Here is a 13,180-nt window from a genome sequence, read left to right as displayed (position 1 = left end):
CCTTATTTCGGCTTTACTAATTCCATGTACGAAGCAATATTTGCATCTGTCATTTCACCAGTAATAATTTTTGCCACTTTTCCTTCTGGATCAATTAACACTGTAGCAGGTAATTGACCTACGTTATAAGCAGTCATAACACTTTTTGTTTTATCAATGACAACTGGGAAAGACAATTTATATCGATCAACAAAATTCTGAACTTCAAAATCTGTTTGAGCGATATTGACCGCTAAAGTTTGTACACCTTGATCTTTAAATATTTGATACTGTCTGTCCATCGCAGGCATTTCCTTTTCACACGGCTTACACCAAGTTCCCCAGAAATTTAAAAATACCCCTTGTCCTTTATAATCCGACAATTTATGTTTTTCACCGTTTAAATCTACTAACGTGAAGTCAGGTGCTTCTGAGCCAACTGCTACTAACTCTACTTTTTCCTTTGTTGCTGTTCCATATACCGTGTACCCGATTGCCAATGCTAATACTGCTAAAATGACAGTCCGTAGTACGAGACGCTTTTTCTTTTTCTCCAAGTTAATAAACCCCCTATCATTTACGACTTTGCGTAAACATTGTAGACATGAAGCTTTTACATTATAAAGACTTTAGCTAGAACTTTTTCATTTTATAAACGTCTTTACGTATGTACAAACATCTATGAAAATTGTACGTTAACGATGTACGAAGTTCTTCTGGCTAAAATGTAACTAGGTGTACTATTCTCACCTATTATAGCAAAATGATACAAAAACACTTAGCTATTAATTATGAATGATTTATGAACGATTTCACCAAAAAGAAAGTGAAAATAGTTTTTATTACCTTTTAAGGTACTATCACTTTCTTCTGGCAAGTTATTTAATCCAGTTTCCCTGTCTCTGCTAACACACGTAATTGCTTGACTTCGTGCTTCGACAATTCACGGAACTCACCTGGTGCAAGGCCAAATAAATCTAAAAAGGCAAATCGTTCACGTTTTAATTTGACAACAGGTGTACCAATTGCTTCAAACATACGTCGAACTTGGCGATTACGGCCTTCATGAATTGTAATTTCGCAAATTGCCTTGCCCGCTTTTTCGTCAAAGGACGTCATACTTACTTTGGCAGGTGCAGTTTTGCCATCCTCTAATTTAATACCACGTTGAAGCTTTTTTAGACCTTCAATTGTTGGAATACCTTTGACACGAGCGATATACGTTTTGTCAATTTTAAATTTCGGATGCGTCAACATATAGGAAAATTCTCCATCATTTGTTAATAGCAATAATCCAGATGTATCGTAATCAAGACGACCAACTGGGAAAATACGTTGCGGAATATGATGAAATAAATCTGTGACAGTTTTGCGTCCTTTATCATCCGTCACGGCCGAAATTGTTCCGCGTGGTTTATACAGTAAGAAATAAACTTTATCTTCTTTTTCAAGCTTTACGCCTTCCACTTCAATTGTATCTGAGTTAGACACCTTTGTTCCTAATTCACGGATAACTTTACCGTTCACTTTAACTTTACCTTCTAGTATCAATTGCTCTGCTTTTCGCCTTGAAGCAATCCCCGCATAGGCAATGACTTTCTGTAATCTTTCCATTTCTTCACCTCTAGTTTTCTTTCACATTAACAATTTCGTCGAAAATTGATTTCTCGTTCAATTGAATAGGGTTAATTTTCCCGCTAATCTGTGAAAATTATGTCATACTTTAGCGTAATATTAAAGAAAAACAAATTTCACATTCATTGTTGGAGTATTCGTAATACTTTTTCATTAGCGCATTGATCACTATTAGGTATAGAATTTTCTTTGCACCATGCTAGTAGTATACTCTTTTTACCAAAAAGCAAATCGTTTTAAAAAAATGTTTATATTTCCTGTTTGCACTCCGATATAGAGGAGATTTTTGTAGAACAAAAAAATCAGCCAATCGTTTTTCAACGATCCGCTGATTCAACTTTTACTGGTATTGCATAAATACGTTCTTCGCCTAGAAAGATGGATAAGACAGCTTCCTGACGCTTTCTTGAAACATGTAAAACTTGCCGCACTTGCGCTTTTTCCTCTTTATTTAACTGCAGGCGAACTGGCTCCTCTAATCGAATAGCCAACTTTTTATTCACGTTGTATTTACCCTTCTTCACCACTGTTTCAAGATCATAATCTGTCCACACTTGATTGGAAAAGCTACGATGAACATTCCAATCATCCGATACATTTAACGTGACAACTATGCAGGTTTGCCCGTCCTTTTGAAAGGCTGTTGCAAGCGTACGACCAGCTACCTTTGTAAAACCTGTTTTACCTGCGTAAGCAACACCAGTAGCAGATTTTAACGAACTCACAGGTTGCTCTGTCTCATCATCAATTTCTGCTGCCATTCCTGAGCCTTCTCTTAATAGTCGATGCTTATTTTCCCATAGCATGCCGTTCGCCGTATTCGCTCGATAAAGAACCGTGGAAGCGATTTTTTCAAATGTTTTGTTTTGCAAGGCAACTCTTAGCATCTCGGCTGTATCCCTTGCAGAAGATAAGTGCTCTTCATGATGTAGGCCAGAGGGGTTCATAAAAACCGTATTGGTAAGACCCGCAATAACAGCTCTTTCATTCATTAATTTAACAAAGCCTTCTACAGAACCACCTACATGCTCTGCCAAAGCAGTCGCAGCATCATTGCCTGAACGCAGCATTAAACCATATAATAACGTTTCTACGGTCACCGTTTCGCCTGCCTGCAAATAAATGGAACTCCCTTCAGCCATGGCAGCCTTAGGTGAAATGACAACTTCCTCTTGCAAATCACTATTTTCGATGGCCACAAGGGCCGTCCAAATCTTCGTTAAGCTAGCAATTGGTAGCCGTTCATTACTATTTGAACCTATTAATACGCGACCTGTATCTCCATCTAAAACCGCGTAGCCACTTCCACCTCTCGCAAAGCTTGTTTGCGGAAGTATTACCATTAACACAATGATCATCAACATTATTAATCGAAATAACCGAAGCAACGAGCCACTCCTTATTCAATATGATAGGAAAGTATAGATTTATATTTATGTTGGTCGTTATGCTTTATTCCTATACATTACTTTGCACCATTAAACGCTTCTTGGAATTTAGTCATAAATAAATCGGTTTCTTGTTCATTTTCTGCAAACTCTTCCTCAGGAAGAGGTGGCATTTCCTCTACACTGTTTAAACCAAAATAATGTAAAAATTCTTTAGTTGTTCCATATAGGATAGCACGTCCAGTTCCCTCTGAACGTCCTACCTCTTTAATCAACCCTCTAGACACTAAAGTCTGAATAGGTCTTTCGCATTTAACACCTCGTAAATCTTCTATAGCTACCCTAGTAATTGGCTGTTTATACGCTACAATTGCTAATACCTCAAGAGAGGCTTGGGATAATGATTGTGCAGTAGGGTTTTCTACTAATCTTTGAATAGTATCTGCTAAATCGGATTTTGTAATAAGCTGAAAAACGCCTGCCATTTCTTTCACAGTTATTCCTCTAGCTAAATCTTCATCATAGACTTTTCGCAAGGCATCCATTGCCTGTATAATAATCTCATCTTGTTCACCTAACAGCTGAGAAAGTTGTTTAATCGTTAAGCCATCATCTCCGACAACGAACAATAAGGCTTCAATTCTACTCTGTAACATCAATGTTTTCGTCATCTTCCCATTCCTCCTTCTGTAGGGTAACCATTAATTCTTCAAAGTTACCATCTTGCTCTACGATGACGACTTGACGTTTCATCAATTCAAGAAGGGATACAAACGTCAAAATAAGTGTCGGCTTATCTTCATAGGGAAAAAGCTCGAAAAATGATGCACGTCCACCTGTTGATCGTAAAGTATCTACAACCGAACGCATTTGATCCTTCACTGACCGTTCTTGCCTCGTTACTGTCGTTTTTAGAGGCTTCTTTAATTTCTTTCGACGCATCAATTTTTGAAATGCTCCAAGCATATCATAAATATTTACATTCAAATCAAACAAAGCCATTTGTTCATCTGATGCTAAACCTGTTAAATCAGCTGGCGGCCTTGTAAATACTTGCGCTCGATCTGTTTCAAGTTCTTGCAGATTGCTAGCAGCTTCCTTGTATTTCTTATACTCGATTAATCGCTGCACCAGCTCTTCACGCGGGTCTGGGCCATCTACTTCCAATTCGGCATCATCCATTTCACCCTCATGAATAGGTAATAGCATACGGCTTTTAATCGCCAGCAGTGTTGCGGCCATTACTAAATATTCACTTGCTTCATTTAATTCCAATACTTGCATGGCATGTATATGGTCGATATATTGTTGTGTAATTTCAGCCATTGGGATATCATAGATATCAATTTCCAACCTGTGAATTAAATGCAATAATAGATCAAGAGGCCCTGAAAAGGCATCTAATTTTACTTCATAAGACATTATTTTACCACCCTGAGATTCTATGTTCTTATAGTATAGTGGAAAGGAGTTCAAAATGCATCCACAGCATCATACTTTATTTATCGAATACTGCGCTTATTTTAATGGCAATCAGGATTTTTTTGAATGCCATGAAGTGCTTGAGGAATATTGGAAGGAAATCGCGCCTGGTGATAAAATGCACCCATTAGTTGGCTATGTACAGCTCGCAACAGGCTTATACCATTGGCGGCGTGGTAATGATACTGGCGCTATACGAATTTTAGAAAAAGCACTTCATAATTTTCAACAAAATGAAGGTCATATATTTTTCCATGAAATTAGTTATTATCAACTCCTGACAGAATTAAAAAATTGTCTCGCCGCAATCCAAGCAGGCAAGTCCTTCCATGCATTCCAGCTTCCCCTTTCACCCGAGTTGCTGGAATTAGCACTAGCGCGTATAGAAATTATGCCACCTAGTAACTCAAACTATCTTCTTCATAAGCATATGCTAAGGGATCGCTCACATATACTTGCAGAGCGACAAGAAAGCAAACAAAGAAAAAGTAAACGTTAATTTCCACTATAGGCAGACGCTTTTGGCCTGTGGAAATGAGCTGGTATCATCGCTTCCCTAGCTCCACTCTGACCAGAATCTTAATTTCTTCGATTTTTCCCGCAGGTGTCGCCGGCCTTTGTTCCATTCAACTTAACTTTGGCGATGCTAACCAATAATAGCTGAGTAGTGAATGAACGTGGTCAATTAGTAATTGACCACATATAGAACGACAAAAACCATCGATAAGAGTTCACTCTCGATGGTTTTTGTCAACAGTATGTGCAGACGATGTTACTCGTCTGCTTTTTTATCGATGCAATTGATACATTTTTGAACTAATTGACGTGTTTCATCTGTCGCACGTACATTTTCATATTGGCCTAGCTCTCCTATTTCCTGAAGCATTTCCTTCGCAACACCCTCGCCTCTATAGGAAGGCACAACAGATACATGTTGGATCGTAGCAGTGTTATTCTCATCTGTTACAAGCCCAACAATGCCAACATATTCATCATTTTTTTTCCATAAGTATAAAACCCAATTATCATCATTTTCATAGGAGTGGATGGTCTCGGTAAGCTTTTTCACGTCTTTTTCGTTCGGCATAAACGAAAGTAGCCCCATTGCTATTTTCTCTAAAGCTTTTTTATATCGAATTAACATATTTGTCTATTCCCTCTTTTTCTAGCTGTACATAATCTTTGACTATCCTACACGATTTGTACTTTTACCGCAAGCCAATTTCTGTCTTACGAACCAGGTCCGAGAATTCCTTTAGACGCCAACACCCAATAGACAATGCCCCACAACACAATAAAAGTTGAAATGGATGCTAGTAATACCCATTTATTCTTTCTCAAATTTACTCACCCTTTTTTAAAGTTAGCGGGAGATCGTTTTGCACAATATCTTCATAACTTTCGCGGCGAATAGCTAATTGATGCTGTCCATTCTCTACAAATACAACAGCAGGTCTAGGAACACGGTTATAGTTACTTGCCATAGAATAACCATATGCCCCTGTACAGAAAATGGCTAAAATATCTCCTGAAGTTGCGTCTTGTAGTTTAGCATCAATAATTAATTTATCGCCAGATTCACATAATTTGCCAGCAACCGTATACATTTCATTTTTCGGCTCATTCGCTTTACTTGCAATGATTGCCTCATACTTAGCGTCGTATAATGCTGGGCGGATATTATCACTCATCCCACCATCTACAGCAATATACTTTCGCACATCTGGTACTGTTTTTTGTGATCCGATTGTATAAAGAGAAGTTCCTGCATCACCGACAAGTGATCGACCTGGTTCAATCCAAATTTCTGGCATTTTTAGTCCAAGTACAGTTGCTTTGTTTTTCACTACTGTAATCATGTCCTCTACATATACTTGTGGTTCAAGCGGTGCATCTTCTTCAGTATAACGAATACCAAAGCCCCCACCTAAGTTTAACACAGTACATGTAAATCCGTGAGCCTTGTTCCAGTCAGAAATTTTGTCAATCAATTTTTCTCCTGCTAACCCAAAGCCAGCAGTGTCAAAAATTTGTGAGCCAATGTGACAATGTAAGCCCAATAACTCTAAGAATTCATGGTTAAATGTTTGTTGGAATGCCTCATCCGCTTGACCATTGTTTAAGTCAAAACCAAATTTAGAATCAGCTTGACCTGTTGTAATGAAATCATGCGTATGCGCTTCAACCCCTGGTGTAACACGTAATAATATACGCATTTTTTGTTGACGACGTTCAGATATTTCTTTTAAAAGCTGAATCTCATAGAAATTATCTACAACAATACAACCGATTTTGGAGTCAAAAGCTAGCTCTAATTCTGAAATGCTTTTATTATTGCCATGGAAATGAATGCGCTCAGCTGGAAAACCTGCTTTTATAGCTGTAAATAATTCTCCACCTGATACAACATCCAAAGATAAGTTTTCTTCTGCTGCTAATTGATACACAGCTACACATGCAAATGCCTTTGAAGCATAAGCTACTTCTGCTTTTACGCCTAGTTTTTTAAACGTATCGATAAAGCTGCGAGCACGCTTACGAATAAGTGCAGTATCATACACAAAAAGTGGTGTACCGTACTCTTTGGCAAGCTCTAGTGTGTCTACCTGTCCAATTGTTAAATGACCATTTTCAGAAATCGCTTGTGTTCCATATAAATGCATGTGCATCTCTCCCTTTTCACTTCGTTCCATTCTGTCACTTTTACAGAAATATGATAGGATCTACCATTGGAAATAGAGATATCCCATCAAAAATTAATTTCATCCAGCTGCAAGAGGCGTATGTATAAAACCTCCCTTTTACTGAATGAAAATAATTTTTGCAAAAATCACAAAATACTATATGTGAACTTTATCACATGAAAAAAACGAGTGCAACGGCTCCTATGATCTTTTTCGCTGTTTGGAAGCGACTACATAAGGTCTTAATGCATCTGCCGTCATCGGGAAACGAATCAGAACACGTAGCATCGCCATGGGGAAGAATGGGACAAGCGGCCAAAAATAAGGTGCCTGCATTGGTCGTAATGAACATAAATACGTAAACACTAAGAATATACCAATGAATAAACCATTAACGCCCCAAATACCTACCATAAGCAATAAAAATAACCTAAAAATTTTTATGGAGATACTTAGCTCATAGGACGGGATAATAAAGATGAGAATAGCTGCAACCGCTGTATAGAGGACAACCTCTGCTGAAAACAGTCCCACATCGATCGCAATTTGACCAATAATTACCCCCGCAACCAAGCCCATCGCAGTAGACAGTGGTGTTGGAGTATGAATGGCGGCCATCCTCAAAAATTCAATACCAATATCTGCAATAAGTATCTGCAGTAATAAGGGTACATGCGATTTCTCCTGAGTCCCTAAAAAAGAAAGAGCATCGGGAAGCAATGATTCATTTGTTGCAAATACGTACCACAAAGGTAATAAAAGTAAACCCATAATGGCTCCGAAATACCGCATAAATCGTACAAATGTACCAACTAGTGGTGCCTGTCTATATTCCTCCGCATGCTGTAGTAAATGGAAAATCGTAATTGGCACAAGAATAACAGACGGTGAAGTATCTACCATTATGGCGATATGCCCTTCCAGTAAATGCGCTGCAGCAATATCTGGCCTTTCCGTGTAACGGACAAACGGAACTGGATGGAATTTTTGCTTAAACAGCCATTCTTCTAATGATTTATCAGCCATTGTCAAACCATCGTGGTTAATCTGGTCAAGGCGCTGTCGTAATTTTTCGAGCATATCTTCATTGGCAACATCCTTCATATACGCTATGGCGACGTCGGTTTGGCCGATTTTGGATATTTTATGTAGCTCGAAACGTAAATTACTATTGCGAATCCGCCTACGAATTAAAGCTGTATTTTGAGATATTCCTTCTGTAAAACCATCCCTTGAGCCACGTATAACCTTTTCATTGTCGGGCTCCTCAGGGGAACGTCCTGGATAGTTTCTAAGCTCGGCAACGTAGCAATAGCCACTTTTAGTAATAAAGGTCACTTGCCCGCTTAAAATGGCTAATAAATAAGCTTTTCGCTCAGTTTCCTCTGAACGTCCGTGAAAGTTAAAATAAGACTCGAAATACTCCTTCTCATCCTCCACATCAATTTCATAGTCCTCATCTGGGAGCATACTTGAAAGTAATTGTGTTAGGGCTTCTCCATCCACAAGTCCACTAATATAGGCGCAAAGAACCGGCAAATCTTTGACAAATAAATGCTTAATCCCAACGTCAAATGATTCGCCGTCACCAAATTGCTCCTTAAGAAAATCTTCGGCTGCTTCTAAGTTGCTAAATAATTTATTTGTCATGCTGTCACCATTTTCTTAGATGTCTTTTTTTATTGCTTCTTGCTCTACAGTTGCGCTTGTAGCCATCCAACTTTTTAATTGAGCAAGAATTTTTTTCTCCAAACGGGATACTTGCACCTGTGAAATGCCTAACCTATTTGCAATTTCAGTTTGCGTACAATCTGAAAAATAGCGTAAATAAATGATAGACTGTTCTCTCGGTTCAAGCCTTGTAAGCACTTCTTTAAGGGGGATATAATCAAATGGCTGCTCAGATTTTTCATCCTTCATTTGATCCATCAATGTGATGGAATCTCCTTCACTTTCATACAATTGCTCATGTAGAGATGCTGGATCTCTTAATGCATCCGATGCTGTCACAATTTCCTCGGTTGTCACACCAAGTACTTGAGCCAGCTCCTGTATCGTTGGCGGATGTTCATTCTTTTTAATAAATTCGTCTGTAGCATGTCGGATTTTAAAGTTCAGCTCACGGATAGAGCGACTCACCTTCACCATGCCATCATCCCTTAAAAATCGTTGAATCTCACCAATAATCATAGGTACTGCATAGGTTGAAAATTTAACATCATACGATAAATCGAACTTATCTACTGATTTCATGAGTCCTATGCAGCCTATCTGGAATAAATCCTCGAGCTCAACACCTCTCGTTGTAAAACGTTGAACAATGGACCACACAAGCCTCGTATTACCTTCTACCATTCGTTTACGAGCCTCATGATCGCCCTGCTGTGCGCGTGCTATTAAATCACGCATTTCCTCCTGAGACAAAAGCTTTTCGGACGACTGTTCTAACGGCTTCACGATGATACCCTCACATGACCGCTGTGCGAACTGTGTAAAATTTCTTCGTAAATGTTACAGTTGTTCCTTCACGCCACTTGGACATAACTGTTAGCTGATCAGAAAAGCTGTCCATAATCGTAAAGCCCATACCTGAGCGCTCCATTACACTTTTTGTTGTAAATAACGGCTCCATTGCTTGACTAACGTCTTCAATGCCTACCCCTTTATCCATCACAGACACCGTTACAATGTCATCTTCACGTTTAGCATGAACAGTAACAACACCTCTGCCATCCTCTTCATAGCCATGAATAATGGCATTGGAAACTGCTTCTGAGACGACTGTTTTAAATTCAGATAGCTCATCAATTGTTGGGTCTAATTGAGCAATAAAGCCAGTGACTGCTACACGGGCTAAGGCTTCATTTTCACTAAGTGCTAAAAAAGTTAATGTCATTTCGTTATCCATTTACAATCCCCCTTACGCGATCAATCGCTTGTTCCTCTGTTGCATCCATCATCCAAGGCCCTAAACCTGAAAATTGAAAAACTTTCCGCATGGTTGGCGATGGATTCAATAAAATAGTTCGCCCAGCAACTGCCTCTAACTCACGCATACGACCAAGCACTAAGCCTACTCCCGAACTATCCATAAAAGATAGCCCTTCTAAGTTCCATATGATGGTCGTCACAGTGCCTTGGAAAATTGCTGCAGAAATTTTCGCTCGAATTTGCTCTACTGCATGATGATCGAGCTCCCCAAATAAACGTATAACGACTGTCTCTCTTGTGACCATTTCTAATTGAAAATGCATGAACATCGCCTCCTCCTCGTGCAATTCCACATTTAATACGCTGATTCCTTGCGGCTGACAGAACTAGTGCAAAGTCTTCTGAAATAGTGTCAAATCGACATACTTATAGCTTTTTAGGTTTAAGTGCAGTATGGGATAAGTGAACGTGTTTTAAACAAGCTGCTGTTATCTCAATATGAAATTTCTACGAAAATGTAAACATTTCATAGGTTTAATGGTGGAACGATAAAAAAAGCGAGAACCCTCGTATGTGAGAGCTCTCGCAATTAAAACGTTATGCAATTGTATAAGCTTGCTGTATTTTATGAATCGTATCTTGATCGATTTGGTTATTGGAATATAAATAAGCAATTATATCCCCATTTTTTACACGATCACCCTTTTTAGCAATCAGCTGAATGCCTGCATCGTAATCCAGCGCGGATTCCTTCGTTAAACGTCCAGCACCTAGACTCACACTAGCTTCACCAACTAAAAGGGCATTAATTGTTTCCACAGTACCCTCTGTCACTGCCGTTACTGAAACTTTATGGGCTGTTTCATTTTGTACGATATCTGATACGTCCCCACCTTGAGCAACAATAAATTCCTCAAATTTAGCAGCGGCAGAACCATCTGCCAGTACGCGCTTAACAGCGGCAGTCGCTTCCGTTTCATCAACACCTGCGGCAACTTGATACATTAAAGAAGAAATAACTACACATTCATCTAGTAAATCCTCATGTGTTTCTTCCATACGACCACTTAATAATGCATAGGCTTCCAATACTTCAAGCTTGTTGCCAATCATTTTACCTAGTGGATTATCCATATCACTAATATGAGCAACAACTCTGCGCCCAAGTTTTTCCCCAATAGCTGTCATTGTATCAGCTAATCGCTGAGCTTCTTCTTGCGTTTTCATAAACGCACCTGACCCACATTTAACATCTAGTACAATACCATCCGCACCACTAGCGATTTTTTTACTCATAATGGATGCCGCAATTAATGGAATCGAATCGACCGTTCCTGTCACATCTCTTAATGCATACAACTTTTTGTCGGCTGGTACAAGATTGCCTGTTTGCCCAGCCACTGCAATTTTATGTCGATTGACATTGTCAATGAATTCCTGTGAGGAAAGCTCTGTTTTAAAGCCTTGGATTGACTCTAATTTATCGATTGTACCACCTGTAATACCTAGACCTTTACCACTAAACTTAGCCACTGGAATTCCTAGAGATGCAATAATAGGTGTGACCACAAGTGTTACTTTATCTCCAACGCCACCTGTTGAGTGTTTATCAATTTTAAAACCATCAATAGACGTTAAATCAATGACATCACCTGATTCAATCATTGCTTTTGTTAAATAAAACGTTTCATCATCAGACATTCCTAAAAGTCGAATCGCCATCAACAGTGAGCTTGCTTGATAATCAGGAATCGAACCTGTCGTATAGCCATCTACAAAATACTGAATGTCAGCCTGTGAGAGCTCTAATCCTTGTTTTTTCTTTTCAAACAATTGCACCATATTCATTCGAAAATCCCCCTTATTTCAATTCTCGTAAGAAACTCTTGCCGAATGCTGGGGCCTCTACTTGGAAGTTCTCAGCCACTGTAGCTGCAATATCTGCAAAAGTGTCACGAAGCTCTAATTCAGCTCCACCATTAAAACGTGGAGAATAGACAATTAACGGTACATATTCACGTGTATGATCTGTGCCATGGAAGGTCGGGTCATTCCCGTGGTCTGCTGTAATAATTAATAAATCATCCTCTGACATTGCACTCGTAATTTCTGGTAGTCGTGCATCGAATTCTTCTAGGGCTTGTCCGTAGCCTAGTGGATCACGGCGGTGTCCAAAATTAGCATCAAAGTCTACTAAGTTTAAGAAGCTCATTCCATGGAAATCACGGCGGACAACTTCAGCAAATTTGTCCATTCCATCCGTATTATTTTTAGTACGTACAGCATCTGTGACACCTTCACCGTTGAAAATATCAGAGATTTTACCAATTGCAATTACATCTAAGCCTGCATCTTTCAAAACATTCATCGTTGTACGACCGAATGGCTTTAACGCATAGTCATGTCGATTTGAAGTACGAGAGAAGTCCCCTGGAGTACCTATAAATGGACGTGCGATTACGCGACCCACTAAATATTCAGGCTGTAATGTTAATTCACGTGCAATTTCACAGATTTTATATAATTCATCTAAGGGTATGATTTCCTCGTGTGCAGCAATCTGTAAAACTGGATCAGCTGATGTATAGACAATAATTGCTCCTGTTTCCATATGCTCTTTACCGAAGTCTTCTATAACCTGCGTACCACTTGCCGGTTGATTGCAAAGTACTTTACGCCCCGTACGTTTTTCTAGCTCAGCAATCAACTCTGCAGGAAATCCATCCGGATACACTTTAAAAGGCTTATCAATATTCAATCCCATAATTTCCCAATGACCTGTCATCGTATCTTTTCCGACAGAAGCTTCTTGCATTTTTCCATAGTATGCTTTCGGCTCATTTGTCGCTTGCATACCTTGCAGCGGCTCAATATTTGCTAAACCCATTGACTCCATTACTGGCATTGTAAGCCCATTCATTTTTTCAGCGATGTGTCCTAATGTATGTGATCCTACATCGCCAAAATTTGCAGCATCTGGCGCTTCACCAATTCCTACAGAGTCCATCACAACTACATGGATTTTGTTAAACGGTTTATTCATTCTTATTGCCTCCAATCTCATGACTCTATTTTACCAAA

Annotated in this window: 14 protein-coding genes; 1 reads left to right on the top strand and 13 read right to left on the bottom strand. The window is 39.1% G+C overall.

The features are described from left to right. Window positions 1-2 precede the first annotated feature (2 nt). From resA to PI85_RS12500, 5 genes are all read right to left on the bottom strand, one after another. Complete coding sequence (gene resA, locus PI85_RS12520; RefSeq protein ID WP_008174612.1) at window positions 3-536, bottom strand: thiol-disulfide oxidoreductase ResA; 534 nt, start codon at window positions 534-536, stop codon at window positions 3-5. A gap of 325 nt (window positions 537-861) precedes the next feature. Next, on the bottom strand, window positions 862-1,593 hold the full coding sequence (locus PI85_RS12515; protein WP_008174614.1) for a pseudouridine synthase: 732 nt from the start codon (window positions 1,591-1,593) through the stop codon (window positions 862-864). A 338-nt stretch (window positions 1,594-1,931) separates the two neighbouring features. Then, window positions 1,932-2,978: a D-alanyl-D-alanine carboxypeptidase family protein gene (locus tag PI85_RS12510; protein WP_036124276.1), complete on the bottom strand. Its 1,047-nt coding sequence runs from the start codon at window positions 2,976-2,978 to the stop codon at window positions 1,932-1,934. A 101-nt stretch (window positions 2,979-3,079) separates the two neighbouring features. Next, window positions 3,080-3,673 carry an SMC-Scp complex subunit ScpB gene (scpB, locus tag PI85_RS12505; RefSeq protein WP_036124275.1) on the bottom strand — a complete coding sequence of 198 codons (594 nt, stop codon included), beginning with the start codon at window positions 3,671-3,673 and terminating at the stop codon, window positions 3,080-3,082. Beyond that, window positions 3,645-4,424 (bottom strand): segregation/condensation protein A, encoded by a 780-nt coding sequence (locus tag PI85_RS12500; RefSeq protein ID WP_036124274.1) that lies wholly within the window; start codon window positions 4,422-4,424, stop codon window positions 3,645-3,647. Before PI85_RS12500 ends, scpB begins: the two co-directional genes overlap by 29 nt. Window positions 4,425-4,479: 55 nt before the next feature. Here PI85_RS12500 and PI85_RS12495 point away from each other — a divergent pair, with 55 nt between their 5' ends. Then, on the top strand, window positions 4,480-4,983 hold the full coding sequence (locus tag PI85_RS12495) for a DUF309 domain-containing protein (protein WP_036124273.1): 504 nt from the start codon (window positions 4,480-4,482) through the stop codon (window positions 4,981-4,983). Window positions 4,984-5,256: 273 nt separating this feature from the next. Here the strand turns inward: PI85_RS12495 and PI85_RS12490 are convergent, their stop codons facing one another. The 8 genes from PI85_RS12490 to deoB form a co-directional block, all read right to left on the bottom strand. Then, window positions 5,257-5,628, bottom strand: a complete 372-nt coding sequence (locus tag PI85_RS12490; protein ID WP_008174622.1) for a GNAT family N-acetyltransferase — start codon at window positions 5,626-5,628, stop codon at window positions 5,257-5,259. A 199-nt stretch (window positions 5,629-5,827) separates the two neighbouring features. Beyond that, a complete protein-coding gene (gene lysA / locus PI85_RS12485) occupies window positions 5,828-7,147 on the bottom strand; it encodes a diaminopimelate decarboxylase (RefSeq protein WP_036124272.1) in 1,320 nt (439 codons plus the stop codon). Between the two features lie 222 nt (window positions 7,148-7,369). Continuing rightward, entirely contained in the window at window positions 7,370-8,818 is a 1,449-nt protein-coding gene (locus tag PI85_RS12480) for a spore germination protein (RefSeq protein WP_036124270.1), read from the bottom strand. 15 nt (window positions 8,819-8,833) lie between these two features. Continuing rightward, entirely contained in the window at window positions 8,834-9,625 is a 792-nt protein-coding gene (gene sigF / locus PI85_RS12475; protein WP_025114067.1) for an RNA polymerase sporulation sigma factor SigF, read from the bottom strand. Window positions 9,626-9,635: 10 nt separating this feature from the next. Next, window positions 9,636-10,076 (bottom strand): anti-sigma F factor, encoded by a 441-nt coding sequence (spoIIAB, locus tag PI85_RS12470; protein ID WP_008174630.1) that lies wholly within the window; start codon window positions 10,074-10,076, stop codon window positions 9,636-9,638. Then, window positions 10,069-10,422: an anti-sigma F factor antagonist gene (gene spoIIAA / locus PI85_RS12465; protein WP_025114066.1), complete on the bottom strand. Its 354-nt coding sequence runs from the start codon at window positions 10,420-10,422 to the stop codon at window positions 10,069-10,071. Before spoIIAA ends, spoIIAB begins: the two co-directional genes overlap by 8 nt. Window positions 10,423-10,696: 274 nt before the next feature. After that, the gene (locus PI85_RS12460; protein ID WP_036124268.1) at window positions 10,697-11,947 is read right to left on the bottom strand and encodes a thymidine phosphorylase; all 1,251 of its coding nucleotides are present in this window, start codon (window positions 11,945-11,947) and stop codon (window positions 10,697-10,699) included. 13 nt (window positions 11,948-11,960) lie between these two features. After that, entirely contained in the window at window positions 11,961-13,142 is a 1,182-nt protein-coding gene (gene deoB / locus PI85_RS12455) for a phosphopentomutase (RefSeq protein WP_036124267.1), read from the bottom strand. Between the last annotated feature and the right edge of the window lie 38 nt (window positions 13,143-13,180).

This window comes from Lysinibacillus sp. A1 (genome assembly GCF_000801965.1).
Classification (GTDB): Bacteria; Bacillota; Bacilli; order Bacillales_A; family Planococcaceae; genus Lysinibacillus; species Lysinibacillus fusiformis.
This window is presented reverse-complemented; position numbering and strand designations above follow the sequence as displayed.

Coding starts and splice junctions, on each gene's coding strand:
- spoIIAB (WP_008174630.1), bottom strand. CDS start 10,076: ATGGATAACGAAATGACATTAACTTTTTTAGCACTTAGTGAAAATGAA.
- PI85_RS12510 (WP_036124276.1), bottom strand. CDS start 2,978: ATGTTGATGATCATTGTGTTAATGGTAATACTTCCGCAAACAAGCTTT.
- PI85_RS12460 (WP_036124268.1), bottom strand. CDS start 11,947: ATGAATATGGTGCAATTGTTTGAAAAGAAAAAACAAGGATTAGAGCTC.
- deoB (WP_036124267.1), bottom strand. CDS start 13,142: ATGAATAAACCGTTTAACAAAATCCATGTAGTTGTGATGGACTCTGTA.
- PI85_RS12515 (WP_008174614.1), bottom strand. CDS start 1,593: ATGGAAAGATTACAGAAAGTCATTGCCTATGCGGGGATTGCTTCAAGG.
- PI85_RS12490 (WP_008174622.1), bottom strand. CDS start 5,628: ATGTTAATTCGATATAAAAAAGCTTTAGAGAAAATAGCAATGGGGCTA.
- PI85_RS12495 (WP_036124273.1), top strand. CDS start 4,480: ATGCATCCACAGCATCATACTTTATTTATCGAATACTGCGCTTATTTT.
- PI85_RS12480 (WP_036124270.1), bottom strand. CDS start 8,818: ATGACAAATAAATTATTTAGCAACTTAGAAGCAGCCGAAGATTTTCTT.
- spoIIAA (WP_025114066.1), bottom strand. CDS start 10,422: ATGCATTTTCAATTAGAAATGGTCACAAGAGAGACAGTCGTTATACGT.
- lysA (WP_036124272.1), bottom strand. CDS start 7,147: ATGCATTTATATGGAACACAAGCGATTTCTGAAAATGGTCATTTAACA.
- PI85_RS12500 (WP_036124274.1), bottom strand. CDS start 4,424: ATGTCTTATGAAGTAAAATTAGATGCCTTTTCAGGGCCTCTTGATCTA.
- scpB (WP_036124275.1), bottom strand. CDS start 3,673: ATGACGAAAACATTGATGTTACAGAGTAGAATTGAAGCCTTATTGTTC.